The 24,659-nt window shown below is 39.1% G+C and carries 27 protein-coding genes and 4 pseudogenes; 1 reads left to right on the forward strand and 30 read right to left on the reverse strand.

Features of this window, described 5'->3' with window-relative positions; translation table 11 throughout:
* Positions 1–4: 4 nt before the first annotated feature.
* The 25 genes and pseudogenes from mobT to AB3I27_RS05870 all read right to left on the reverse strand — a co-directional run bounded on the left by mobT (position 5) and on the right by AB3I27_RS05870 (position 20,259).
* Positions 5–1,187 (reverse strand): annotated as a pseudogene (mobT, locus tag AB3I27_RS05750) (MobT family relaxase).
* A gap of 259 nt (positions 1,188–1,446) precedes the next feature.
* Positions 1,447–1,737 (reverse strand): hypothetical protein, encoded by a 291-nt coding sequence (locus tag AB3I27_RS05755; protein WP_278023784.1) that lies wholly within the window; start codon positions 1,735–1,737, stop codon positions 1,447–1,449.
* A pseudogene (locus tag AB3I27_RS05760) lies at positions 1,727–2,865 on the reverse strand (DNA cytosine methyltransferase). Before AB3I27_RS05760 ends, AB3I27_RS05755 begins: the two are co-directional and overlap by 11 nt.
* A gap of 109 nt (positions 2,866–2,974) precedes the next feature.
* A complete protein-coding gene (gene trxA / locus AB3I27_RS05765; RefSeq protein WP_278023782.1) occupies positions 2,975–3,283 on the reverse strand; it encodes a thioredoxin in 309 nt (102 codons plus the stop codon).
* The gene (locus tag AB3I27_RS05770) at positions 3,267–3,947 is read right to left on the reverse strand and encodes an MFS transporter (RefSeq protein ID WP_368022928.1); all 681 of its coding nucleotides are present in this window, start codon (positions 3,945–3,947) and stop codon (positions 3,267–3,269) included. Before AB3I27_RS05770 ends, trxA begins: the two co-directional genes overlap by 17 nt.
* Positions 3,901–4,464, reverse strand: coding sequence for an MFS transporter (locus tag AB3I27_RS05775; RefSeq protein ID WP_368022962.1), 564 nt, complete (start codon positions 4,462–4,464; stop codon positions 3,901–3,903). Before AB3I27_RS05775 ends, AB3I27_RS05770 begins: the two co-directional genes overlap by 47 nt.
* 37 nt (positions 4,465–4,501) lie before the next feature.
* Complete coding sequence (gene trxB / locus AB3I27_RS05780) at positions 4,502–5,449, reverse strand: thioredoxin-disulfide reductase (RefSeq protein WP_104670544.1); 948 nt, start codon at positions 5,447–5,449, stop codon at positions 4,502–4,504.
* A 13-nt stretch (positions 5,450–5,462) separates the two neighbouring features.
* Positions 5,463–5,783: a DsrE/DsrF/TusD sulfur relay family protein gene (locus AB3I27_RS05785; RefSeq protein WP_104670520.1), complete on the reverse strand. Its 321-nt coding sequence runs from the start codon at positions 5,781–5,783 to the stop codon at positions 5,463–5,465.
* Positions 5,784–5,985: 202 nt separating this feature from the next.
* The gene (locus AB3I27_RS05790; protein ID WP_278023779.1) at positions 5,986–6,633 is read right to left on the reverse strand and encodes a metalloregulator ArsR/SmtB family transcription factor; all 648 of its coding nucleotides are present in this window, start codon (positions 6,631–6,633) and stop codon (positions 5,986–5,988) included.
* Positions 6,634–6,850: 217 nt separating this feature from the next.
* The gene (locus AB3I27_RS05795) at positions 6,851–8,203 is read right to left on the reverse strand and encodes an FtsK/SpoIIIE domain-containing protein (protein ID WP_368022929.1); all 1,353 of its coding nucleotides are present in this window, start codon (positions 8,201–8,203) and stop codon (positions 6,851–6,853) included.
* A gap of 69 nt (positions 8,204–8,272) precedes the next feature.
* Positions 8,273–8,626, reverse strand: a complete 354-nt coding sequence (locus AB3I27_RS05800; protein WP_104670683.1) for a type II toxin-antitoxin system RelB/DinJ family antitoxin — start codon at positions 8,624–8,626, stop codon at positions 8,273–8,275.
* Complete coding sequence (locus AB3I27_RS05805) at positions 8,627–9,001, reverse strand: YdcP family protein (protein ID WP_104670682.1); 375 nt, start codon at positions 8,999–9,001, stop codon at positions 8,627–8,629. It abuts the gene before it with no gap.
* 12 nt (positions 9,002–9,013) lie between these two features.
* A complete protein-coding gene (locus AB3I27_RS05810; RefSeq protein WP_104670681.1) occupies positions 9,014–9,328 on the reverse strand; it encodes a YdcP family protein in 315 nt (104 codons plus the stop codon).
* A gap of 112 nt (positions 9,329–9,440) precedes the next feature.
* Positions 9,441–12,677, reverse strand: a pseudogene (gene fss3, locus AB3I27_RS05815) (fibrinogen-binding MSCRAMM adhesin Fss3).
* Between the two features lie 81 nt (positions 12,678–12,758).
* Positions 12,759–13,420: pseudogene (locus AB3I27_RS05820) on the reverse strand (hypothetical protein).
* Positions 13,421–13,790: 370 nt separating this feature from the next.
* On the reverse strand, positions 13,791–14,138 hold the full coding sequence (rplS, locus tag AB3I27_RS05825; protein ID WP_002290284.1) for a 50S ribosomal protein L19: 348 nt from the start codon (positions 14,136–14,138) through the stop codon (positions 13,791–13,793).
* 135 nt (positions 14,139–14,273) lie between these two features.
* Positions 14,274–15,035: a tRNA (guanosine(37)-N1)-methyltransferase TrmD gene (trmD, locus tag AB3I27_RS05830; RefSeq protein ID WP_002308731.1), complete on the reverse strand. Its 762-nt coding sequence runs from the start codon at positions 15,033–15,035 to the stop codon at positions 14,274–14,276.
* Entirely contained in the window at positions 15,025–15,549 is a 525-nt protein-coding gene (gene rimM, locus AB3I27_RS05835; protein WP_002308730.1) for a ribosome maturation factor RimM, read from the reverse strand. Before rimM ends, trmD begins: the two co-directional genes overlap by 11 nt.
* Positions 15,550–15,699: 150 nt before the next feature.
* On the reverse strand, positions 15,700–16,491 hold the full coding sequence (locus tag AB3I27_RS05840; RefSeq protein WP_002334807.1) for a hypothetical protein: 792 nt from the start codon (positions 16,489–16,491) through the stop codon (positions 15,700–15,702).
* A gap of 123 nt (positions 16,492–16,614) precedes the next feature.
* Positions 16,615–16,866 carry a KH domain-containing protein gene (locus AB3I27_RS05845; protein WP_002308728.1) on the reverse strand — a complete coding sequence of 84 codons (252 nt, stop codon included), beginning with the start codon at positions 16,864–16,866 and terminating at the stop codon, positions 16,615–16,617.
* Between the two features lie 11 nt (positions 16,867–16,877).
* Positions 16,878–17,153, reverse strand: a complete 276-nt coding sequence (rpsP, locus tag AB3I27_RS05850) for a 30S ribosomal protein S16 (RefSeq protein WP_002290274.1) — start codon at positions 17,151–17,153, stop codon at positions 16,878–16,880.
* A 122-nt stretch (positions 17,154–17,275) separates the two neighbouring features.
* Entirely contained in the window at positions 17,276–18,046 is a 771-nt protein-coding gene (locus AB3I27_RS05855; RefSeq protein ID WP_368022930.1) for an ABC transporter permease subunit, read from the reverse strand.
* On the reverse strand, positions 18,043–18,945 hold the full coding sequence (locus AB3I27_RS05860; protein WP_368022931.1) for an ABC transporter ATP-binding protein: 903 nt from the start codon (positions 18,943–18,945) through the stop codon (positions 18,043–18,045). The genes AB3I27_RS05855 and AB3I27_RS05860 overlap by 4 nt, the downstream gene beginning before the upstream one ends.
* Positions 18,945–19,145 carry a PLDc N-terminal domain-containing protein gene (locus AB3I27_RS05865; protein ID WP_002314752.1) on the reverse strand — a complete coding sequence of 67 codons (201 nt, stop codon included), beginning with the start codon at positions 19,143–19,145 and terminating at the stop codon, positions 18,945–18,947. The genes AB3I27_RS05860 and AB3I27_RS05865 overlap by 1 nt, the downstream gene beginning before the upstream one ends.
* 1 nt (position 19,146) lies before the next feature.
* Positions 19,147–20,259 carry a helix-turn-helix domain-containing protein gene (locus tag AB3I27_RS05870; RefSeq protein WP_104760182.1) on the reverse strand — a complete coding sequence of 371 codons (1,113 nt, stop codon included), beginning with the start codon at positions 20,257–20,259 and terminating at the stop codon, positions 19,147–19,149.
* A 179-nt stretch (positions 20,260–20,438) separates the two neighbouring features.
* Between AB3I27_RS05870 and AB3I27_RS05875 the strand changes: the two genes are divergently transcribed.
* Complete coding sequence (locus AB3I27_RS05875; RefSeq protein ID WP_002308722.1) at positions 20,439–20,993, forward strand: NADPH-dependent FMN reductase; 555 nt, start codon at positions 20,439–20,441, stop codon at positions 20,991–20,993.
* Between the two features lie 76 nt (positions 20,994–21,069).
* Here AB3I27_RS05875 and AB3I27_RS05880 read toward each other — a convergent pair whose 3' ends face one another.
* The 5 genes from AB3I27_RS05880 to AB3I27_RS05900 all read right to left on the reverse strand — a co-directional run bounded on the left by AB3I27_RS05880 (position 21,070) and on the right by AB3I27_RS05900 (position 24,534).
* A complete protein-coding gene (locus AB3I27_RS05880) occupies positions 21,070–21,591 on the reverse strand; it encodes a dihydrofolate reductase family protein (RefSeq protein WP_002308721.1) in 522 nt (173 codons plus the stop codon).
* A gap of 18 nt (positions 21,592–21,609) precedes the next feature.
* Complete coding sequence (locus AB3I27_RS05885; RefSeq protein ID WP_174132244.1) at positions 21,610–22,182, reverse strand: DNA-3-methyladenine glycosylase I; 573 nt, start codon at positions 22,180–22,182, stop codon at positions 21,610–21,612.
* A gap of 111 nt (positions 22,183–22,293) precedes the next feature.
* Positions 22,294–23,712 carry a signal recognition particle protein gene (ffh, locus tag AB3I27_RS05890; RefSeq protein ID WP_002291602.1) on the reverse strand — a complete coding sequence of 473 codons (1,419 nt, stop codon included), beginning with the start codon at positions 23,710–23,712 and terminating at the stop codon, positions 22,294–22,296.
* A gap of 20 nt (positions 23,713–23,732) precedes the next feature.
* Positions 23,733–24,071: a putative DNA-binding protein gene (locus AB3I27_RS05895; RefSeq protein ID WP_002291603.1), complete on the reverse strand. Its 339-nt coding sequence runs from the start codon at positions 24,069–24,071 to the stop codon at positions 23,733–23,735.
* The gene (locus AB3I27_RS05900) at positions 24,031–24,534 is read right to left on the reverse strand and encodes a DUF523 domain-containing protein (protein WP_002313561.1); all 504 of its coding nucleotides are present in this window, start codon (positions 24,532–24,534) and stop codon (positions 24,031–24,033) included. Before AB3I27_RS05900 ends, AB3I27_RS05895 begins: the two co-directional genes overlap by 41 nt.
* Positions 24,535–24,659 lie beyond the last annotated feature (125 nt).

The raw sequence follows: 24,659 nt of genomic DNA on the forward strand, positions 1-24,659 counted from the left end.
CTTTTCATACAATCAAGTTTTCAATTGCCATACTTTGTTGTTCTAAAATCTTTTTGTGCCGTTCAGATAATTCGGCGTTTAATACCATGTCACTAATAAAAGAGGTTCCTCTAATACGATCCAATTCAATCGTCATTTTTAAAGTAGGGGCGACTTGCCTTCCTAACCAGTTGTAAGTTCGTTCTATCGTGTACGGCTTTGGCTCTGAGGTCAATTGAATTTCTTTACGATTTCGACCGACAAATCGGCCCCACTTTTCATTAAGAGGCCAGTTGGTTCTTCCTTTTTCCTTGTACCTTGTCTGCAATTCGCATGTAGCGAGTAATGATTGAAAACGTAGTGCTCTCAATACTTCTCCCTTTCATCAAATCCATAATTGCGTGATAAGCACGTTCATTTTTCAACCGAATTTCAAATCGATTCTTCGTTTCTGTCTGGTCGAGAGGTATCCCTAGTTTGATATATTGCTCATAGTCTTTTTCATAGAGACAAAAATAAACCTCACTTTTGAGACTGCCTATATATAAGGTATTCCCCATGCCATCTTTTTCATCAGCTTTCAACAGCTCCCCCGACCGATAACTTTTAAAGGTTCGGAACAAGGAAATACATTCTTCGTTTTGGCATTTTTTGGTTAAATAGGGAATATTTAGTAATCCTGCACGGTCATTGATTGCCAAATCCAATCGTTTCATCACGCCGCCTAACTTTAAACTTGTCTCAAAAAAATCATACCAACTTCTTTTTTGCGCAAGTAAAAATGTTTCGAATTGCCGACAACCACGTCCTTTCATTTCAATGAGAATACCTTTGTCTTCTTCCTGAGATACCATCACTACAATATCTCCCATAACATATTGTTCTTGGTAAGAATAAAAGGCATAATCCTCATGAAGCATATAATCAAAATTTAGATGCAAAACCTCTTGTATAATTTTTCGTGCGTTTGTAGTTGGAAATCGAATGCGTACATAATCAAATAGCAAAGTTAAAGGTAAATCAGGGTTGAACGTTTCTAGCTGTTGAAAAATCTTTCTCATGACACTTTTAGCCGGAACCTTCTTTCCCGACTCAATTTTATTGAGATACTCTCGTGATAAATCACAAGCTATTGCCAATTTGTTTTGAGTGACCTTATACTCCTTCCTTTTTTCCTTCAATAGTTCTTTTGTAAAATTTCTTCTCATTGATGATTCACCACCAAATTTCAAAATGTGAACTATCCAACTTGAGTTCACATTTTCTAAAAATACTAATTATCCTTGATATACCAGCAATTCTTAATCGTTGCTTGCTTATTTTTTGTGTTTTTGTACCCCCCTGTTAGATACGGGGGGTGAGACATCATGGCCGGCTGGCGCCGTCCATGAACAGGCACAGCACCACGGCGAATTTCTGCTTCGCAAATCCCCCGCGGTCAGCGCCTATCGGTGGTTTATTTCCCTATTACTCCGCGGTGATACCCTCAATTTCCAATTCCGCTTTTATCTCAAACAAGTATTGGCGGATATCCAGTTCTTTGGCAAGGTCCGCAATCCGTTCAAGTTCCGTGATTACTTGATTTAGTTCAATTCGAGCATCGGTTTCCTCGTCCAGTACATATGAATCACCAGGGACTTTCACCCCATTTTTGCGAATATCAAAATTGAGCCGGTGCAGTTCTTCTTCCAGTTCCGGATCTGACTGAATCTTGCCAATCACCCAATAGATTTCCCCAATCAACTCATCATAAATCATCTATTTTTACCTCCTTTAATCTTCTGGCAATATCAAAAATGACCGGAACTGTTACTGAGTTTCCGGCCTGCTTATACAACTGACTATCTGAATTAACTTGAGAAGCTCGGTCAAAAGCCCAATCGGGAAACCCCTGAAGTCGCCAGCACTCCCTAGGCGTAAGTTTCCGAATTTTATACTGTTCTGTGACGACCGCTTGTTGGTCTCCCGTTAGTAAGGTATGCACACTTCGTTTTCCCAAACGGCCTCGACGACTTGTGGAATTAGGAAAAGCCAGGTTCACACTGTCCCCTGGCTTCACCTCTTGATATTCTGTTTTATTTTTCCGAATCATAATCTTCGTTCCCCCTTGCTTCGTTGACAAGGTGGGAGCTGTTCCAGTTACCTCATAAACTCGATTGCCTTGTTCAAAGTTTCCCGGCAACATCCCGGCTACAGAAATTCCCTCATTTACCGGCAATGCGATTTTGATTCCTTCATCCCCTGTTAAGGTTGGGGCAACCCCATCTGAACCATAGACTTGTCCACCCATTCCTCGATTGGAAGGATTGATATTTACCAAGTTTCGGATGTTTTGATCAGATGTTGGAGACGATCCAATGATAGGAAATACTTGTTTGGTACGTGCGTCTCGAGAATGTCCGATAAGGAAGACCCGCTCGCGGCTTTGGGGAACGTAGGCCTTTGAGTTAAGCACCTGCCATTCCACATCATACCCCAATCCATCCAGCGTTCGGAGGATCGTCTCGAACGTAACCCCTCCTTCGTGATTGAGTAATCCCCGGACGTTCTCAAGGAATAAAAACTTAGGTTGGAGAAGAGTGGCGAACCGAGCGATTTCAAAGAATAAAGTACCTCGAGTATCGGAAAATCCTTGCCGCTTTCCCGCAATTGAAAAAGCTTGGCACGGAAATCCGCCGCAAAGGACGTCCACTGGTCCGAGGGATTGAACAAACTCGTCTGATACACTTGTGATGTCATGCATTTCCACCTCCTTGTATCATGGATTGCCTTATAACTCCTCCGAGCAAATTCATCAATTTCACAAAAGCCGATACACTGGTGCCCTGCCTGTTCCATACCTAAGCGTAAACCACCAATCCCGGCGAATAAATCTAAAAATCTCATAAATCACCTCATTCATTACAAAGAAAAAAGCCAAGAACATTTTGCTCTTGGCTAGAAAAATTAGTTAATTATCAAACACTCTACATAGATAAGATAACTCACTTTCTAATTACATAAATTCATTCAGTATTTTTACTAAAGCATCTTTGTCATGCAGCCCCACTAGTTTATCCACCACTCGACCATTTTGTTTTATCAATAATGTCGGAATACTCATCACGCCAAATTCAGCAGGTATCACTGGATTTTCGTCCACATTCATCTTAAAAATAGAGACTTTTTCCTTCATTTCAGCTGCCAGTGCTTCCAAAATAGGAGCTTGCATTTTACATGGACCACACCATGGCGCCCAAAAATCGACTAATACTAATCCTTGATTTGTTATTTCTTTAAACTGTTGATCATTTATTTCTTTCATTTAGTTTCTTCCTTCCTATTAAATATATCAGAATGTATACAATCAAAAGAAACGATATAATCATTCCGAATAAGCCTAGTGTTCCATAACTGAATCGGTTGAGAATCACACCGGAAATCGCTCCACCAAAAGCGCCGGCTAAAGCGATAAAGACATCTACGCTGCCTTGGACCTTTGGCCGTTCCAGTAAATCAGTAGCATCTACCAACATCGTTGTCCCACTTATCAAACCGAAATTCCAACCTATCCCCAATAGCGACAGCGCTACTGAAAGAATGGCAGTAGAATCTGGCGGCGCCACCATGGCAGTGACCCCAGCCATAGCAAGGGTAACTCCAGACAAGATGCCTGTTTTATAAGCACCAAATTTTGATACTAAAATCCCCGTGACTAAGGAGGGCAAATACATGGAGCCGATATGAATACCGATAACAATTCCTACATCCTTTAATCCATGTCCATGTGCTTTCATATGGATTGGGGTCATGGTCATAATCGCTACCATCACCATCTGGGTGGTAATCATAATTAAAGCGCCAATAAAAACTCCTTTGTTATCAGTTTTCTGTGAACCTGCCTTAGGTTGAGAATCCTCATTTTCTAAATGATCTAGCTCCTTAGCTACTTGATAAGGATCTGGACGTAAAAAAAAGAAACAAGACAATACCAGAGCTAAGATAAGCCATCGCCGATAAAATGAATGCGCCTGTCAAAGGTGGCAAAGAAAAATGATGTGCTACCTTTGTCATCAAATCACTCGTATTCGGTCCCACAATCGCGCCAAAAGTCGTTGCCACCATGGCAATACTAATCGCTTTTGAGCGATCTTGCGGCTCCGCCAAGTCCGAACCAGCATATCGCGCCTGTAAATTCGTAGCCGTACCAAAGCCATAAATAAATAGCGCAAGGAACAAAAAGAGAATATTTTCGACAGTAGTAGCTATAATCACCCCGATAGCCCCTAGACCGCCAAGGATAAAACCTGTGGATAACCCACCTCTTCGACTACCTAATTGGGTAATTCGACCAACCATTAAAGCAGCCAAAGATGAACCCAAAGTAAAAACCGCAGAGGGCAATCCTGCTAAACTGTCAGTCCCTAACATTTCTTGAGCAATCAAAGCTCCCACGGTAATCCCCGCAGATAAGCCTAGACCGCCAAGGGTTTGAGAGACAATCACTATCAAAAGTGTTCGACGGTGAATCCTTTTTTATCTGCTAATGTATAGATGGCTGTTCAACTCGCTTTCTCAGGATTTCGACGTATTCAAAAGCCTTTTGTCCAGCGATACTACCGTCTCCCACTGCAGTAGTGATTTGTCGAAGTTTCTTTTCTCTCACATCTCCAACGGCAAAAACGCCAGGGATAGCGGTTTCCATCTCTTCATTCGTTGGAATCCAGCCTGCTTTATTAGTGATTCCACAAGGTTGAAATGGTTCAGTCAAAGGATCTAGCCCAACATAGATAAAGACCCCGTCCACAAGCTCCTCAGATAGCTCTGCAGTGTGAACATTTTTTAGTAAGATACTACCTACTGCTTGAGCTTGAGTATTCCCTTTAATTTCTTCTACCACAGAATCCCAAACAAAACGGATCTTCTCGTTTTCAAAAGCACGTTTTTGTAGAATTTTTTGTGCTCGCAATTCATTCCGCCGATGAACGATAATCACTTCACTGGCAAATTGCGTTAAGTAGATCGCTTCTTCTACCGCGGAATCACCACCACCAACAACCATCACTTTTTTATTACGGAAGAAGGCCCCGTCACATACGGCACAATAAGAGACACCACGCCCAGCGTATTCTTCTTCCCCTTTCACATTCAGCTTTCGATGATCACATCCAGTAGCTAAGATAATGGCTTTTCCTTGGTAACGACTATCCTCAGTGATCACTTCTTTCATCTCTGAAGCAAGTTGGAGCTCCTTTACCGAACCATAAATTTTTTCGGCACCAAATTTTAACGTACCTTGAAGCATTTTATTAGACAAATCAGGTCCTAAAATACTTTCGTAACTAGGATAATTTTCAATTTCTGCCGTATTATTCATCTGCCCTCCTGCAAGGCCTCTTTCAATCATCGCTACCGAAAGATTTGCCCGGGCAGCATAAAGTGCCGCTGTCATTCCTGCAGGACCTGCACCGATCACGATTACATCATAAATCATCTTTTCACCTCTAAAACGTTACTGTTTTATCCGCCCAAGTTACCATGTCGACACAATCAAACATTGTCGAGATTGGGCATGCCGTATGATCTTCTAGCTGACGTGATTTCAGGCAAGTCCCACAAGCCAATAATTCACCATTCTGCTCTTCAAATTTCTTTAACTCACTTTGTACATCAAATTTTTCATCGACAATCTCTTCAATCTCCACTGCTTCGCCCATTAAGAAGAACTTCACTTCATTTCCCTTTTTCAATGCGGCTATAGCAAAGCGTAGCGCATTCCAAGCTTTTTCACGCTCTTTTGTTTCTAAGATAATACCAAATTTCATTTGAATTCCTCCACGTTTTAATTTCACAATCTATTCAACTGCATAGTTGAAGAGTATCATATGTTTCTTTTCATGGCAAAAGTTTTTTAGCCAATCATTATTAAAATTGCTAGGATGAAATTTGCAACGTACTAATGAAACTTTTTTTATATTTCTGCCTACAAAAAAACACATATCGAGAGGTGTTTTTAGAGCAAATAAGTCAAATTGCCACATGATGTAAGTTCCAATCATTTACACTTTGACTAAAGCGAACCGCCTGCCGTCCATGTTTTTCTAGAATCATAATCGCCTCTTCTGACATCAGGCAATGAGGGCCCCGACAATAGGCAACAACTTCTTTATCCTTTGGCAAACTAGCAATCCTTTTCTCCAATTCTTGAACAGGAATTGAAATCGCCCCGGGTATATGAGCGGTTAAGTATTCCTCTGAAGGTCGAACATCAACTAAGACAATCTCATTTTTCTGCATTTTTTCTTCTAAATCTTCAATCGACAAAATATACTCTTCCTCACTAGGCTGAGCAAAACTTTCTATGATTGCATTAGCCTTAGTTAGCTGCTCCTGAGCTGTTTCGAAAAACAAAGTCAATAGCTTCTCAATGTTCTCATCAAAAACTTCATAGTAAATATAATTTTTATACTTACGATTCTTAACCAAATGGGCTTTCAAAAGTGTTTGCAAGTGTTTAGAAGCATTGGCAACAGTTAATTCTGTTTCTTTTGCAATATTTTCAACAGTTTTTGGTGCCTGTATCAGAAGGCTCATAATTTCCAGTCGATTTGAATTTGATAAAGCTTTTCCCATCAAAGCATATTGTTCAAATAAATCTTTATTTGTCCGATTCACCTTAATTTCTCCTTTAAGACTTTCAATTCCTTCCAATGAAGGTAGTTCAACTACTTAGTTGAATAATATCCACTTCCTTGCTTATTGTCAATTGCTTTAACCTTTTTACTTTTCATTCTAACTTTTTCATATGGTAAAATTTTTAAATTATGGATATTATTCTTGTCGTTCTAGAAAATTAGCGAAAAAAAACTGCTGGAACAGGAATTTGGCTATCCTACTCTTTAGAGTCAAACTCTGCTTGTATTATTTCCTGAACAACACCTAAAAAGTTATACCCTTTGGGAACGATTGGCGTATAAAACTCACTAATCACACTCCCTCCTGTATCCACATATCCTCGACCTTTAATTCGTTTCATGAAGAAATTTTTATCAACTTCGCCAAACATCATGGAATATCCTAGTTCACTCATGCGACCTAGAGCGATCCGGAAGTTGAATTGATCCCGAATCCCATCTCCTAAATATTTCGCATCCGGTCTTTGACAAGCCAAAATCAGAAAGAAACCAGACTGACGACCTAACATGACAATTTGTTTGAGCTTATTCAAAATCACCGCACTCTCCTTAGTTGTTAACATTTCCATATAAGCCACGTATTCATCAAAGATTAAAAAGTTGGGCGGAAGTCCAAGATACGCATAGTTCTCTCCTGTTTTGTAGTTAGGCATTTCTTTCATTGTCCTACTACGAGCCATCATACGTTCATAAAAATCTTCCACACATGCAGAAATCTCTTCTTTTTGGGAATAAACATGGGGCATTACCGTACCTAAATCGGCAAGGTCCGCATTTTTAGGATCAAGAACAAAAAGCTCGGTATCCGACTTCAATAAAGCTTGGATAATGGTGAGTAAGAAATAGGTCTTCCCACCGCCTGTACCACCAGCAATTAACATATGGGGTAAAGAATCATACGCCCATACTTGATTTTTCATCAATCGCAAAGCTCCGTTTTCTGCCACTACTTCATCTATCCCAATTCGATTGGCAATCATATCGTATAACAAGGTATATTCCACATAGGAATCTTTGAGTTCTTTTTCTACTAACTCACAATACAGCCCACTTTCGAGTTTCTTTTCCAACTTCAATAACTGATCTTGATATTTTCCCAGTGAGATTTGAACGCGAATAGAAAGTAAGCCATCTTTCATTTGATAATAAATTTTTGGGAAGTAACTGATACTCTCTTTGGTCCGGCTCCTATTCAAATCTTTGAAAAAACCTTCACTTTGAGTTTGTTTCACTTCATACCAATGGTTCTCTAGGATCATCCGAGCTAGCTTTTGTCGATGCCACATACTTCGCCAATGATCCTGAAAAAAGTGAATATAAAGTAACATCATACTTCCTGACAAAACAAAGCTCCCAAGCAGACATACTAAATCTTTCATGGACCAAACGATTTTACTAGTGGAAAGTGAGAGCTTAGAAATCTCAAATTGTCTAAGCTCATGAAAATAAAAGACGCTCATCCAACCGATGAACAAAGCAATGATCCAGCCAAGAACAAAGTGATAAATCAAGTGCTGATCTCCTGCGCGTATGCGATGCCCTTTGTACATTTTGATGGTTTCCACCTCCATTCAAAAATTGCCCAATAGGATTTTATTGGGCAATTTCAAAAAGTTATGCTAGTCATTTACTGCGATGGGAAGTTGTTTCGCTTCAACCAATTGTGTTAAAAAGCTTTCAATGGCATCCGTCATCTCCACACCGATTTCTTCCAAGACAGATTTCGCCTGCCGACATAAGTTTTCATTTACTTCGACAACCATAAAGAAGGACTCTTCCTCCCCTAACCAATCCAGTACATCAAAGTCTTCTTTGGCATCGTTACCTACATCCAGTAACCCTTGATGCATAATCAGAAACATTTTTTCATCATAGGTTAATGCTTTCGTAAGTTGTTCCTCGGTTAGCTCGCCTTTTCCATATTGATCGAGACAATCTAAAATATGTTCGACATTAATTTCCATACGCTTCACCTATTTCTTTCCTTCATTTTGGTTTGTAGAGTTTCCTTGATTCGGTTGCCGTTTCAAGACTAAATCATCTGCCTTAATGAACCAATTAACGGTGGTTCCTTCTCGAAAAACATAATTGGCAACGGTATCCACGATTGGATTGACCAGCTCTACCTCTGCATCATAAGCAAACTCGCGTAGGGGCACATTTGCCGGAATACTAACTTGAATCATTCGACCTTGCGCGGAGGATTTCAAATTATAGGTTCGTTCTTTTACCTCGTTACTAACCGTTCCATCCTCGTTTTGTTTCCATACTTCTCGACGTAATGCAGAAAAGCGCAACTTCCCAAACGTTAATCCTGAATCTACGACAATACCTTCTGTTAATCTCATCTTCTTTTCCTCCTATGCTTTCACTAAATCATCGACATACAACACGTAATCAGTAAACCCACGATTCTCAATCTCATAGCCTTTGGCTACCAAATGGGGATTCACGGCTTTTAGTGGTTGGTCTTGGTCAAAATCCTTTTCGCCGGCTTCCGCAGCTACCACCACTTCAATATCATCGGCTCGTTGTTTACTGGAATACAAATGATAACTGCGGCCAGCCACCGTAGTATTCCGACCATATCCTTCTGTTAAAACTTCCCCTTCTCCGGCATAACTTATCTTTCCAAAGGTTTCGGCCATATCTGGCACAACAAATTTCAATTCCATCTTCTTTTCCTCTTTTCATTGTTAGTTTTGGATACAAAAATAGCGCAACCACTTTTTTAGGAGGCGGTCGCGCACGTTGGTTTTTCCTATTTAGTTGTTTCATCACATCACCTTAGTTTCGGCGATTCCAGAAATAATAGCCAGCCGTCGAAAAGATTAAGGTAAAGCCAATGAACAGTAATACATTGGAACTTTTCTCCCCCGTTTGTGGGAATGCCTTCACTATAGAACTAGATTCTTGAGAGCCACTTGGAACAGTTGGTGTTTCTGGTGTTTCTGGTGTTTCTGGCGTACTTGGTGTGGTCGGAACTTTTTTGGGAGTTAAGGTTTGGGATTTTTCTTTCAAATCTTCATTGTGTTTTCCATTGATGTTTCCATCTTTGTCATAGTTAATTTCTTTGAAGGTAAAACTTGTGCCTTCTGGATATCTACTTGTATCCACTTTTTCTGCAAGCACGGTTTTGGTAAATTCTTTATCATTCACTTCGTAATCAATCTTGCCAGATTTCCAAATCTCTTTGTTCGTACCATCTGGTAGTAGTGCATACAGAATTGTTTCGAAAGCTTCTTTTGAGCCATCCAGTACATCATGAGTAATGGATACATCATCAAACATATCCACCACGTCACCATGAGTAAAGGTCTGAGAACCGTCTTCTAGGTGGGCTTTTGTTTGGATGGAAACATGGCGTTCCACCGTACAATTAACAGTTTGGGCTTGGTTAGTCAAACTAGCATCCTTCGCTACAGGCTCATCGCCAGCTTCAAAGGCTTCCTTGTTTTCATACACATAGTTGAACAAGACGATGGTTTTATCCAAAACTTGTTCGGCGGTTAATTTATGCAGAATTTCCCAAGTTCCTGTTTTCTCTTTGTTCGCCAAGGTAGCCGTTGTTTCGGCAATTACCACTGGTTTGGCTTTTTCATCTTTTTCTTGAGCAGCTTTTGTCGCTTCTACATCAATGGCTTGTGCTACCACATACCAGTCTTCTTTGATTTCATGAAGATTGTAACTCAATTTATCAACTAGATCGGTAGAATCAAGGGTAGTCAATTCTTTGCCTCCGTCTTTCCAGGTCGCAAGAGAAGTTAGACTATCTTCTTCCTCAGGCAAATCATAGAGCATTAAACGATTCAAACTAACAAAGAATTCTTTGTTCGTCAGTTTCTCGTAAGGAACGGTCACCGTCTTAATTGGTTGTTTTTGGCCTTGTTCGGTAATGGTAAAGACATACTCACTCTTGGTGTAATCCTCTTTATTTTCTTTAAAAATAGAATGGATTTCTTATGGCATAATCTTTTGAAATCCTTCTGGTGCTTCTACTTCTTCAAGTAAATAATCCCCATAAGGAAGATTTTCAAACTTGCCATAGCCATCAAAACCTAGTTGCTCGTTATAAGCTGTGATTGCTTCATCTTCAGCTCCAGTAATTTCACTAGTCCCTTCTAATGGTGTTAGTTTAAAAGTTAAATCATTGAAGCCAGTTTCGGCAGTTCCCGTAGCTGATCCGACGAACTTGAAGAAATCAAAGCCAAAGCGAATCACTTGTTCTTTTGCCGTAACATCTCGGGTAATCACAGCATTTTTTTCGCTATCATCCACCTTTTTGATGGAAACAGGATACTTCGTTTCATCCAAAGTATATCCTTCAGGTGCTTTGGTTTCTTGCCAGTAATACTCGTTGATGGCTAAGTGTTTAACCGCAACTTGATTCTTTTCATCTAAAGTCAAAGTTACTGTTTCATCAGAAGCTTTCGTTCCTTTCACTAGTTCTGGTTTAAAAGCCTCACCCCATTTAACAGCTTGACCATCTTTTGCAGTAAAGAGAGTATATTCAGCTCCTTTAAACTCCGCTTTCCCTTGGGTTTCATTACCGGCATCTTTGTCTTCTTTTGTCAAAGTGGTTTCACCAGTGATTTCTTGATTTTGCCCTTTTATGTTACTGGTCACAAGGTCCACCGTCTGATTGGCATACTTCAATTCAACTTTTACGGGTTTGAAAGTATTCACGAAACCATTAGATGCTTTGGTTTCGGTCACGTAGTAAGTTCCCAATTCCAACGCATTGGCAATCTCTTTTGGTGTTTCCGCATGGCCTTTTTCATCCGTGGTCATTTCTTGAACAATTTCACCGGTTGGACTATCTTTGCGAATCGCAAACGTATTTCCCGCTAAGGAGTAATTGTCATTCCAAAGGTCAGTCCCTGTTTCAACTCCGGTTTTATCCAACAGAATTTGACCTTTTTCTCGCGTATTTTTTGAAGTCACGGAAATGGTTTCGCCTGCTTTAATCGTGGCAGTCATGGGTGTGGTATCAATCGTATAAGGCGCTGGCACCGATTTTTCAGTAATGGTTACCTTTGTACCATGAGTAATCCCATCCAATGTCGCAATGCCTTCTTTATCGGTAGTCACGTCTTTTGCAGGTAAAGTTTTTCCAAAGTCTAAATGGAAAACCGTTCCTGGTACAACTTCACCTGATTCTTTATCGACTTTTTTAATCTTTAAAGAACCCTTAGTTTCCACATCAATTTTGATCGTGTAAGTATTCGGTTTATCAATTGCCCCGGCCATTAAAGTTTGTTGGCCAGCCATTTTGTAAGCTACCGGTGTCCCCGTTCCAGCAGATTTCTTAAGCGTCAGCACACCATTTTCATTAGAATTGGCATTTGGGGTGATTACCAATTGATTGCCGTTGACACGATAATCAATATTTGCAGTATTTTCCACAACTTCATCGAACTCTGATAAGTTCAAATTATTAGTATCCGTTACAGTAGTCGATTGACCTAACACAGTTTTAGCTGTGCTATTATGGAAGCTTGGTTTCTTCTGATAATCGGCGATAGCTTGATTAATTTTTGCTTCAATGGCTGCGATATTTACGGCACTACCATCTGATCGTTTGATTGAGTGAAGAGTATAGCCATTCACTTCTTGCCAAATCATCTTTTGAGCAACCATTTGTGTATCAATGTCTGTACCGGCATTTTTCCATAACACTGAAACTAATTTCGCTTTCTCCGACATATCAGGCAATGGATTTTTCTCATACCCTGGAGTGAATTCATTATAAATTGGAACTCCTGGTTCAATACAGAAAATATCTTGTTTCTCCCCATTATAGATAGCATAGTGAGGGACCGTTACCTCAGACAATGTTCGACCATCATTAAAAGTTCCCTCAACAGAATAAAGATGAGACTGATCACTATGCACAGTCACTGTTTGCGGATGAGTAATTTCATCGGCCAAAGCAACCGTAGGAGCAATTGCTCCGCCAATTGTTTGACTCAACAGAGCTAAAGTCGCAAATAATCGCCAATTTTTAAATCTCGGCTTTTTCATAAAATAAAATCTCCTTTCGTTTTTGAGAAATAAAAAAAGACGTTCAAATTTTTAGTTTTGAACGTCTAATCTCTCGTATTACTATTTAGTTTTCTTTGTTTGAGATAAGTTATTTCTTTGTTTATAGATTTTGATTCTTCGATAATCAAATCCTATTTCTGCCATCAATTCCTCCCAATTTTTATTTGTTCTTTTCATAATTGTATCAACTGACGGAAGTTTCGAGGATTGGACAAGTTTCCGAAATTTTGTCATTGATAAATCATCCTGTAATTTTAGTCGGATTATTTCATTTCTTAGTTCAAGCATCAGTTCAAAATCAGTAAGTGAAGGTTTCTCTATTTTCTTTCTGAATAGAGGTTTTACATCTCCAAACCTCTTTTTCAATGTACTTAATGAAGGAACATCTTTTCCCACTGATTTTTGTTCATATTTACGCTGAGAAGTTATTTTCTCAGCCACAATAAAGGACTCTACTATTTCCAATAATTTTTTTCTGATATTTTTGACCATTTCCCATATTCTGTATTCTCCAGACCAATACTAACCAATAAATTTTCCCATGATCCATATTTTTGATTAATAAACCACATACTTGGTGCAGAATTTGGATTCTCTGATAATTTTTTCTGGTACTGACGACTAGATTTTATTCCGTGTTTTTCGATGAATTGATTGATTAGCAAAATTAGCTTGAGGTCACTCAAATTTTTCCATACGATTCGTCCATCATCTTGCTTCACGATAAAAACTCCTAAGAATTGTTTAGATAGAAACCTATCACATCAACTTTTTAGTAGAAAAGTACATGTTTTGTCTTTTTTGAAAAAAGTCAGCCTTTTTAGTAACTCGGGTTCAAAAGTTGCTAAATTCGGTAAATGTTTTGGTATTTTTCGTATTATATTTGTCGTCAAGCTGACTACTAAATTTTGCCCTATTTTGACGACACTGATAGTCAATATCGGACAATCTAGGATAATTTAGGGGAATATGGGTGAAAAATGAACCAAACCAGCCAAAAATGGCTTGAAACTGTGATAGAGAAAAAAGAAAAAGCCCTTGATATACAAGGACTTTTCACAAATTTCAGATTTCCAAGGAAGTTTTCCGTGTTTATCTTCTAATTTCTTTGATACGAGCAGCTTTTCCGTGTAATGCACGTAGGTAGTACAATTTTGCACGACGTACTTTACCGTAGCGAACTACTTCGATTTTTGCAACACGTGGTGTGTGCAATGGGAATGTACGCTCAACGCCCACTCCGTTAGAAACTTTACGTACTGTATAAGTTTCGCTGATTCCAGCACCGCGGCGTTTGATAACAACACCTTCAAATAACTGGATACGTTCACGAGTACCTTCGACAACTTTTGCGTGAACACGCACAGTGTCACCAGGGCGGAACGCTGGGATGTCAGAACGTAATTGGTCTTTTGTTAATTCTTCGATTAATGGATTCATGGTTTTCTTCTCCTTATTCCAAATATTCTTATGAGCTTTTCTCACAGCGGAATATCGTAATAGTTAAGTGCTTGTACACTCACCATAAAATACTAACATACTATCAATCTACTGTAAAGAAGATTTTAGAAAAATTTACTTGGTTACATCTGCTGTTTTTTCTTGTTCTTCTTTCTTGATCTCTTCTAAAAATTTCGTCATTTGAGGTGTCCATTCAAGTGTTTCCAAGAGATCAGGTCGGCGTTGATAGGTTCTTCTTAGCGACTCTTTTAATTGCCATTCTTCAATCAATTTATGATTTCCATTTGTCAATACTTCTGGTACTTTCATCCCTTTATATTCTGCTGGACGAGTATATTGGGGATGTTCTAATAGACCAGTTGAATAAGAATCAGTTTGGGCAGAAGTCTGATTGCCTAACACATCTGGCAACAGCCGAACTGTTGCATCGATCATGACCATCGCACCTAATTCTCCCCCAGTAAGGACATAATCCCCTAAGGAAACTTCATCTGTCACTAATGTGCGGATACGTTCATCATATCCCTCATAATGACCACAAATGAATACCAGATGTTCTTCCTGTGAAAATTCTTCTGCCATTTTTTGATCGAATCGTTTACCAGCTGGGTCAAGAAGAATTACTCTTTTTTGGACATCCGGTGCAGCTTGTTCGATTGCTTGGATGTTATCATAGATGGGCTGGACTTTGAGCAGCATACCTGCTCCTCCGCCATATGGATAATCATCTACTGTCTGATGTTTGTTATCTGAATAATCACGGAAGTTAGAGATATTGATGTCTAATAATCCTTTATCTACAGCCTTGCCGATGATGGATTCTCCCATAGGGCCTTCAAACATTCTTGGAAATAAAGTCAATACATCAATCTTCATCGTCAATCAGTCCTTCTGGGATTTCTACACGGACCACTCCAGCTTCTAAATCGACTTCTTTGACGACAGAAGCGATATATGGAAGCAAGATATCAGCTTTTTTCGGACGTTGAACGACCCAAACATCATTGGCACCTGGTGACAAGATTTCTTTTACTTTACCTAGTTCCGTTCCATCTTCTTCCACCACACGCAGACCGATGATCTCGTGGTAATAGAATTCATTTTCAGCTAGATCTACAGAGTTGTCTTTTGACACTTTCAATATGCCATCCCGATATTTTTCCACATCATTGATAGAAGGATGTCCTTCAAAACTCAATAAGTCAAAATTTTTATGTTTGCGATGACTTTTGACTGTTAATTCCACAGGTGCTTTTCCATCTTGGAATAATGTCAGCACCGTCCCTTTTTTGTAACGTTCTTCTGGGAAATCCGTTGTTGAGATCACACGGACTTCACCTTTGATACCTTGTGTGTTTACGATTTTTCCTACATTCAAGTATTCAGTCAACTTATATCCCCATTTCTTTTTTGTCTGTTTTATTTTAGCATGTGCGGAGAGGCAATTCTAGTTTTCTTTTAGGGTATTAAGCCAAATTTATGCAAAACTGTGGCGTACTGTTTTTGATGACTTCTTATTTCTTGGAGCTGAGCACTTCTGTCATGGCTTCTTCATAGAAACTGCCATCTTCAATGCAGCTATAGGGTCTTGACGAGTGATCGTATAGACATTTTTCGGTTCTTGCCAACTTACTTCTACGGCTCGATTCGTCGTATCTCCCATATCAATAGTTATCTTACCAAATTGTTCAGGTACTGGCAGCCTGTTTTCTTCCAAATAGGCTACGATTTCTTTAGCTAACGGCAAGGGTTCTTGACCATCTATATTATTCCCACGGATCCGAATACGCCAATTTCCTTCTTGCCATTCAAGGTAGCTTGAACCTGCTGCTCCTTGCTGATACCCCGTGATTTGATGACCTAAATCCATTTGCTGCCCATTTGTATCGATCTCAAATGGCTGCAAGACTTGGATCGTTTCTTGACTAGAAGCAAATCCATATTGATAGAGATAAGTTGCAATAGGCGTTTCTTGATTCAATTCGTCAGCATTCAACCTGAGGGGACGATCTGATCCGTAATATAAAATAGAATAGCCTTGCTTTGTTTGTGCCGCTGCGACATTGAGATAGCCAGAAGAAATCGGTACATCTAAAGGCATGGGCACGTTTGGTTGTTGTTCTTTCAATTGGTTTAAAGCAGGCTTTTCCTCATTATTTGAGGTAGTCCTTGTTTGTTCAGTAGATGAAGCCGTTTTAGTATTACTTTTTTCTGTACTTGCAACAGTTTCAGATGTACTGCTTGATGGTTGCGTATTGTCTGATCTTTCAGTAATCAAACTGCAGGCGCTTAACAATAAGACAAACGGAATAAATAACATAGTATTTCTCATTATCTGTTCACTCCCTCCTATTATAAGGATACGCTTTCTTACTTCTTTTGCCAAATAATCATTTCTTCAATTAATAAAAAAACAAAAAAGCTGTACTCGGAAATTCGAGTACAGCACGTTTATTTACTTTTCCTTATCATCGATGATATTCAAACGCACTTTTTTTGGTGCATTGATCCGAACACCGTAAACGATCGTGCGGATTGCTTTGGCCACACGCCCTTGTTTTCCGATGATACGGCCAATATCTTCAGGTGCCACTGTTAGGTTGTACTCGTAAAAATCTTTCGACTCTACGACCTCTAACTTGACTTGATCAGGATAAGTGACTAGCGGACGAACGATTGTTAAGACTAAGTCGCTTAAATCTTTCATATCCGGTCACCTTATTTCTTTGAGAATTTAGCTTCGTGGTGTTTTTGCATAACGCCTTCTTTTGAAAGGATGTTACGTACAGTGTCAGAAGGTTGTGCACCTTTTGATAACCAGTCAAGAACTAAGTCTTCTTTTAAAACTACTTCTGCAGGGTCTTTCAAAGGATTGTAAGTACCTACAGTTTCGATGAAACGTCCATCACGAGGAGAACGTGAATCAGCTACGACGATACGGTAAAAAGGACTCTTTTTAGAACCCATACGTTTTAAACGGATTTTAACTGCCATTATTTATTTCCACCTCCATTGTTTTATTCACAAGATGTAGTGTAACAGTTTTTTTTTACCCTGTAAAGCTTTTTTTCTTTACAGCTTGATTAAATTCGATTTTTTTTAGGAAATAGCAGATTTTAGACTTCTTTTTTGTTAAAAACAAGCCACCCAGCTACGATGGATATGACGATAGAACAACATGTCACTGCTAATGACCGAGTATAATCTGCAAGGTGGATTTCTTTCGCAAGAAAATTTGAGGAAGAAATCAAATAAGTCGGTACATATTCTGCTACTTTATAGAACAACCCAGCACCATAACTCAGAATGACCGTTCCCCCACTAGCCAACAGAACCGCATAATTGGAAGAAAGAAAAGCTGAATAAAATAAAATCAATGAATAAAGCCAACAACCAAAAAAATAATAAGTAAAACTGATAAATAAAGGATGGGTGATAATCGACTGGTCCCAATAATAAATAGTGTATGCTAGCGTAATACTATAACAGCACCAATAGCTGACACTCCAAAATAGTATACCCATGATCCATTTCGACAGAAATATCTTCCAGCGCTTCATCCCTTTTGTCAGCAAGTTGATGATTGTTCCGTTTTGGTATTCGCTTGTCAACATCCCACTGAATAAAAGAAGGAAAAAAATCAGCAACATCGGAATATTTTTATAAAATTGTGTCCATGAAGTCGTTGCATCAACTGTAATCTTCTGAACAGAAATCCCTGACTCTGCCAGAGTTGTTGACATAGCTTGCACTAAATAAGGAGTCAATTTAGCTAGCAATGGATTCATTATACCGAAAATCACTGTGAGCGCACTTAGCGTGATGATTTTTCCAGTACGCCAGTTTTCCTTTAGCTCCTTTTTGGCGAAGGCAATGAGTTGTCTCATGATTGAACGACCTCCAAAAAGAGTTTTTCTAGCGTAGGTTCTTCCATCTGGACCGATTGGACTGGCAATTGGTATTTGGCTAGCAAATCCATAGCAAAAAGCAATTCTTCTTTACTTTTTTGTGGATAAGCTATACGCAGTTCACTTCGGATCATCCCTCCAGGTAAAAGCTCTTCAAATTGTTCGCGCTCTTTTTTGGAAAAAAATACGATCTCAAATCCACTAGCATTTGTTTGCTTTTTCAATTCGTCCACTGATCCAGACAACACGATTTTTCCATTATCCAAAAAAGCAACTTTGTCACAGATACGCACCACATCAGATAAAATATGAGTTGAAAATAAAATCGTCGTTTGCTCTTTCACAGATGATAAGATATCTAATATTTCTTTTCGACCCACAGGATCAAGAGCAGAAGTTGGTTCATCGCAAATGAGTAACTTGGGCTCGTTCAACAATGCTTGAGCAATCCCTAAACGTTGTCGCATCCCTCTGGAAAATTTTTTGATCCGCTTCTTTTCATTCGACAGACCGACAAGTGACAACAGTTCACTGATTTTTTCCTTTATCCGCTGTTTAGGCATTCCTGTGAGTTCGCCGCAAAAGATCAAATACTCAGAAGCGGTCATATAATCATAAAAAACCGGTACATCAGCTAAATAGCCGATTTCTTGATTGGTCGTTGTTTGTCCGTACTCTACTTCTTTTCCGTTCACTCGGATCGTTCCGCTGTCTTTTTTGATAAGACCTAAGATCAGTTTCATAGTTGTCGTTTTTCCAGCACCGTTTTTACCGATGAAACCAAAAATCGTCTGTTCTTCTACAGAAAAAGATAAATCATCCAGCAATTTGTTTGTACCAAAAGACTTTGAGACTTTTTCAAGTGTCAAGATAGCCACTACGCATCCTCCTTGCCAAAAATCAAATAAAGGACAGGACCGATGAACTGCATACCAACAATAACAATAATCACCCATATCATTCGAGTTCCATGTTTATATGCAGAATGTGTAAAGATATGATGAAGTACATAAATAAGTAATCCAAACTGTACAATGATTAAAGGAATTAAAAACGGAAGAAATTCTTTGATGCCCATATTACTCGCCTGCCAATCGTTTTTTTAGTTTTTCAATTTTTGATCTTTCAATTTGTTGAAAAATCGGATTTTCTAATGCACTCAATGCCCCTTCCCTGATGATTTTCGTGTCTCTTATTTGCTGTACCCCAAGATCTGCTCCTTCAAATATCTCAGTTATCTCATCAAAATACCTATCACCATGAAGGATTCTGCCTTCCTCGCTTAAAAGTATAAGTGTCAAATCCACAAACTGTTTTAAGCACTTTATTACTTGTTCTTCTTTTTCATGTTTCGCATAAGCACAGGCTGCAGCATAAGAAAATTGAGCACAACTGTTGGGATGGACCGCCGTCAGGTTGAATGCTTGGATCACAGCATCTATTCTATTGACAGTTTCTTCTATAACCGGTAATTGAATGATTTGGATCAATAGATAATGAGTGGCTGAAGATACGAGATTGATTAAATGAGAAAACATGCTGAATTGAGTATAGCTTACCGCTTTTTTTGTTTGACCAGCGGCTCGGTACGCTTGGATAAGTAAGGTGTCGCTTTGCTGGGCAAAACGATAAGGGTCCGCTTTTTCTTCGATTTCAGATAAAGCTTCTTCTGGTTTGCCTAACTGGAGCATGACCGCTACTTTTAACAAAGAAGCATTATTGCATAGAGATAATTCTGCTGATTCTTCTACGATTTTCGTACATAACGCTTCTGCTTCAGACAGAATTGCTTGTTGTTCCTCCAGATCCTTTGTTAGCATAAAATGATTCAACCACAAAACGGCTACTTGTAAAAGAAAAGGATAACATGAGTAATATTGTTTGACCGCTTTTCTACAGTCCTCCATCACATATTCAAAGGGCTCTTCAGAAAAAGCGGTAGTCCACTGCTGATAAAAGTGTCTGATTTGCTCTTTCGTCAATTGAGGATGATAGCCGAGCAGTTCATCAACAGACACATCAAAAAAACTGGCTAATTTAGGCAATATGAGTACATCAGGCATACTTTGGCCTGTCTCCCATTTGGAAACAGAAGCTTTTGTCACACCTATGAATTCAGCTAGAATTTCTTGGGTCACGCCTTTTTCCTTTCGTAAATTTGCTACATTTTTCGATAATGATAATTCTTCCATCTTATCCCTCCTTTTTCTTCATTATATAGACTTTCCAAGAGGGTTGGCAATGGAGACTAACGATACTTCGCGATCATTTGTCAACTGAAACGAAACTTTTGCCAGTAAGTGTTTTTATTTGCTCCAGTTACTTATTTTTTGTAAGATTATTATAGATAGTTTGAAGGAGGAAAAATCGTATGACAAAAAAAATTGGATTTTTTATTGGTAGTTTAAGAAAAGATTCTTACAACAAAAAAGTAGCAGAAGCTTTTGCGAAATTGCTTCCTGAAGGGTACGAAAGTGTATTTGTAAAATTCGATGATCTGCCATTTTACAATGAGGATCTTGAAACCCCAGAAAAAGCGCCTGCTGAATGGACTCGTTTTCGTGAGGAAGTGAGTGGATTAGACGGTGTCGTTTTCGTTACTCCTGAATACAACCGCTCTGTGCCAGCAGTATTGAAAAATGCTTTAGATGTAGGCTCAAGACCTTATGGACACAGTGTTTGGGATCATAAACCAGGTTTAGTCGTTACTGCATCACCAGGTGGGATCGGCGGTTTTGGCGCAAACCACCATCTACGCCAATCACTTGTCTTTTTGAATGTGCCTACCTTGCAACAACCGGAAGCATATATCGGAAACGTTACGAATCTAATTGATGAAAACGGCAATATCGTTGAAGGAACATTAAGTTTCTTCCAAACGATTTTAGATGCATATCTAGATTTTTCTAACAAATTAGCAGAATAAAATTAGAACAGTAATAAAAAGGCAACTATGTACAGGACACTTCTGCATATAGTTGTCTTTTTTGTTTTTTTTGTTTCTACTTTCGTATATAATGCAATTCGATAAATTCACCGAATCGTGTCGTATCTAGCAATTCAAAACGTGCTTCATAGGTTCCTTTTTGGAATAAAGGGATTCCGTCCCCTAATAATACAGGGGCAATCTGGATATACCATTCATCAATCATTTGATGTTCTACTAACGGTTTGATCAATCGACCTCCACCCACAACCCAGATATCTTTTCCTTCTGTCATTTGTAGATTTTTTAGAAAAGCAACAGGCTCTTCGTGTACGACCTCAGCATCTGGCAATTGTAATTGTGCATTGGTTGAAAAAACGAAATTCTTTTTCTCTGGATAAATTGCTTCGGTTTCCAAATATTTTTTTGCTTCCTGATAAGTTTTCCTGCCCATGATGGTCGTATCGATTGTTTCATAAAAAGCTTCATAAGTGGTTTGCTCACCTGTCGGAGTGTCAAAAAGCCATTGAAGATCATCCGTTTTCGTTGCCAAATAACCATCTAAACTTACAGCGCCATAAAATATGATTTTTCGCATGCTTTATTCGTCCTTTCTTTATTTTTTGCCGATACGTACGACCTCTTCTTTGCGGAAACAACTGTCAAGGTGATCATTGATGATCCCGACTGCTTCTAAAAAAGCATAGATTGTTGTACTTCCGATAAACTTAAATCCTCTTTTCTTTAGATCCTTTGCTAATTCATTTGAAAGAGGACTTGTTGTCGGGACTTCTTCTTGTGAATGATAAGAAGAATCAACGATTTTTCCATTAGAAAACGACCAAAGATACTCAGAAAAACTGCCGAATTCTTCTTGAATCTTCAAGACTGCTTTAGCGTTTTGGACAGCAGCTTCGATTTTTCTGCGATTCCGAATAATTCCTTTGTTTTCCATTAGTTCGCTCATTTTTGTTTCTCCATAATTTGCGACTTTTTGGATATCGAATTGATCATATGCTTTATCGAATGCTTCACTTTTATTTAAAATCGTCTGCCAACTCAATCCTGCCTGATTGATGTCGAGCATCAATTTTCGGAACAGCTTTTGGTCATCATATTCAGGAACACCCCAGACAGTATCATGATATTGCTGCATATTTTCTGTCTGTTCACTCCACGGACATTTCATTTGTGCCACCTCTTTGTTTAGAGTAATTGTATCAGTAAAGAATAAAAATTGCTGATAGAAAAGCTCCGGCAATAGACATTTTCAGTCTGTACCGAAGCTGTTTTTTTTATCTTATTTCCGTTTTTTCTTTTTCTTCTTATTTTTCTTGATCATTCGATTCATCGCCATTTTGCCTAGTTTCCCTTTGACGCCTGATCCAAACATTTGGTCCATACCTGGGATGTTCATATCCCCTTTGGACATTTGTTGCATCATTTTTCTTGATTCCTTGAATTGCTTGATCATTCGGTTTACTTCAACCACACTGTTTCCAGAACCAGCAGCAATTCGGCGACGACGGCTTGGATTCAACAGATCAGGATTTGCTCTTTCTGCTGGTGTCATAGAATAAACCATCGCTTTTTTGCGTTCAACATCTTTTGGATCTACCTTGACGTTTTCGATTCCAGGGACTTGATTCATTCCTGGGATCATTTTGATTAGATCTTCCAGTGGGCCCATCCCCATCACTTGATCGAGTTGTTCAATAAAGTCATTGAAATCAAATGAGTTTTCCCGCATCTTCTGTGCAAGTTCTTCCGCTTTTTTCTCATCATAGTCTTGCTGCGCTTTTTCAATCAGTGTCAGCATGTCCCCCATACCAAGGATACGGCTAGCCATACGATCTGGGTGGAATACTTCTAAGTCAGTCAATTTTTCACCAGAACCGATGAATTTGATTGGTGCGCCTGTCACTGAGCGGATCGATAATGCTGCCCCGCCTCGAGTATCCCCATCAAGTTTAGTGATGACTACTCCAGTAATCCCTAATTGCTGATTGAAGCTGTCAGCTACATTGACGGCATCTTGACCAGTCATGGCATCGACAACCAGCAAGATCTCATTTGGTTGAGTTAATTCTTTGATTTGTTTCAACTCATCCATCAATGTTTCATCGATGTGTAGACGTCCTGCCGTATCGATCAATACATAGTCGTTTTTCTTTTCTCTTGCTAGCTCCATTCCTTGACGAACGATTTCTACTGGGCTGACTTCTGTTCCCATATCAAATACAGGAACATCTAGCTGTTGACCTAATACTTTCAATTGGTCGATCGCTGCTGGCCGATATACGTCCCCTGCGATTAGGAGCGGACGAGCATTTTCATTTTTCTTTAAATAATTCGCTAATTTACCGGTAAAAGTTGTTTTACCTGCCCCTTGTAGACCAGCCATCATGATAACAGTTGGTATTTTTGGTGATTTATTTAACTCTGCTGTTTCAGAACCAAGTGTGATTGTTAATTCTTCATCAACGATTTTTACGATTTGTTGTGCTGGTGATAAACTTTCCAGCACTTCTGCCCCTACCGCACGTTCGCGTACGCGTTTAGTAAAGTCTTTGACTACTTGCAAGTTAACATCGGCTTCTAGTAAGGCAAGGCGGATTTCCCGCATCATTTCTTTTACGTCAGCTTCTGATACTTTTCCTTTTTTTCTTAGTTTTCCCATCGCCTGCTGGAGACGTTCAGTTAAGCTTTCAAATGCCATATTTTCTTCATTCCTTTTATTTATTCTTCGATTGCTTGAATTTGCTGTACATATTCAAGCAGTTTTTTATCTTCCGGATACTTATCAGTAATATATGCGGTCATCTTTTCCAATATCTGTTCTCGGACAATATAATCAGAGAAGAGATGGAGTTTTTTTTCATAATCCTCCAAGATCTTGCTTGTCCGCTTGATATTATCATATACTGCTTGACGACTTACTTCGTATTCTTCCGCGATCTCGCCTAATGAAAAATCATCTGCATAATATAACTCCATGTAGTTCATTTGTTTTTCTGTCAATAAGGTTGAATAAAATTCAAAGAGCGCGTTCATTCGATTGGTCTTTTCGATTTCCATTCTGCTCACCTCTAGTTTTCAGCCATTCTTCATCAGAGAGCACAGTCATTTTTTGCTGAATAAAATAAGCAGTGGCCACTCCGGCGCCATTTTTTGTTATTCCGGAAAAGCTTCCATCATAAATCGAATGGGTCCCGCATGAAGGGCTTTTTTCCTTCACGATGACTAGATCAATGTGCTTTTCCTGCAATTTTTGATAGGCTTTGATCGCGCCGTTTTTGTACGCTTCCGTTACATCTTCGCCGCTTGTCGTCCATACTTTTGCTTGATCTTTCCACACATCGAACCCATTTCCACCAATGATTTCAGCAGGATCTCTAGGAATTGACAATCCGCCGATTACTTCTGGACAGACCATGACGGCTTCGCCAGTTTCAACTAGTTCCATCAATTCTGGTACTTCTTTTTTCTGTCCATCATAGCGACAGGCCAGACCGCCTAAACATGCACTGATTCCAATCATTGACTGCTCTTCCTTTCTATTCAGCAAAGTGCCTTCCTATTATACCATTTATTTCTTCTGTAAAATAGCCCCTTGTACTGATTCTATGCTAAAATATAAACAGAATGAAACCTATTTAAAGGAGA

The sequence above is a fragment of the Enterococcus sp. C46 genome (genome assembly GCF_040887565.1).
In the GTDB taxonomy this organism is placed as follows: Bacteria; Bacillota; Bacilli; order Lactobacillales; family Enterococcaceae; genus Enterococcus_B; species Enterococcus_B lactis.

Coding starts and splice junctions, on each gene's coding strand:
- AB3I27_RS05755 (WP_278023784.1), bottom strand. CDS start 1,737: ATGATTTATGATGAGTTGATTGGGGAAATCTATTGGGTGATTGGCAAG.
- trxA (WP_278023782.1), bottom strand. CDS start 3,283: ATGAAAGAAATAAATGATCAACAGTTTAAAGAAATAACAAATCAAGGA.
- AB3I27_RS05785 (WP_104670520.1), bottom strand. CDS start 5,783: ATGAAATTTGGTATTATCTTAGAAACAAAAGAGCGTGAAAAAGCTTGG.
- AB3I27_RS05795 (WP_368022929.1), bottom strand. CDS start 8,203: ATGTACAAAGGGCATCGCATACGCGCAGGAGATCAGCACTTGATTTAT.
- AB3I27_RS05805 (WP_104670682.1), bottom strand. CDS start 9,001: ATGAGATTAACAGAAGGTATTGTCGTAGATTCAGGATTAACGTTTGGG.
- AB3I27_RS05810 (WP_104670681.1), bottom strand. CDS start 9,328: ATGGAATTGAAATTTGTTGTGCCAGATATGGCCGAAACCTTTGGAAAG.
- rplS (WP_002290284.1), bottom strand. CDS start 14,138: ATGAATCCATTAATCGAAGAATTAACAAAAGACCAATTACGTTCTGAC.
- trmD (WP_002308731.1), bottom strand. CDS start 15,035: ATGAAGATTGATGTATTGACTTTATTTCCAAGAATGTTTGAAGGCCCT.
- AB3I27_RS05840 (WP_002334807.1), bottom strand. CDS start 16,491: ATGAGAAATACTATGTTATTTATTCCGTTTGTCTTATTGTTAAGCGCC.
- AB3I27_RS05845 (WP_002308728.1), bottom strand. CDS start 16,866: ATGAAAGATTTAAGCGACTTAGTCTTAACAATCGTTCGTCCGCTAGTC.
- rpsP (WP_002290274.1), bottom strand. CDS start 17,153: ATGGCAGTTAAAATCCGTTTAAAACGTATGGGTTCTAAAAAGAGTCCT.
- AB3I27_RS05855 (WP_368022930.1), bottom strand. CDS start 18,046: ATGAGACAACTCATTGCCTTCGCCAAAAAGGAGCTAAAGGAAAACTGG.
- AB3I27_RS05865 (WP_002314752.1), bottom strand. CDS start 19,145: ATGGGCATCAAAGAATTTCTTCCGTTTTTAATTCCTTTAATCATTGTA.
- AB3I27_RS05870 (WP_104760182.1), bottom strand. CDS start 20,259: ATGGAAGAATTATCATTATCGAAAAATGTAGCAAATTTACGAAAGGAA.
- AB3I27_RS05875 (WP_002308722.1), top strand. CDS start 20,439: ATGACAAAAAAAATTGGATTTTTTATTGGTAGTTTAAGAAAAGATTCT.
- AB3I27_RS05880 (WP_002308721.1), bottom strand. CDS start 21,591: ATGCGAAAAATCATATTTTATGGCGCTGTAAGTTTAGATGGTTATTTG.
- AB3I27_RS05885 (WP_174132244.1), bottom strand. CDS start 22,182: ATGAAATGTCCGTGGAGTGAACAGACAGAAAATATGCAGCAATATCAT.
- ffh (WP_002291602.1), bottom strand. CDS start 23,712: ATGGCATTTGAAAGCTTAACTGAACGTCTCCAGCAGGCGATGGGAAAA.
- AB3I27_RS05895 (WP_002291603.1), bottom strand. CDS start 24,071: ATGGAAATCGAAAAGACCAATCGAATGAACGCGCTCTTTGAATTTTAT.
- AB3I27_RS05900 (WP_002313561.1), bottom strand. CDS start 24,534: ATGATTGGAATCAGTGCATGTTTAGGCGGTCTGGCCTGTCGCTATGAT.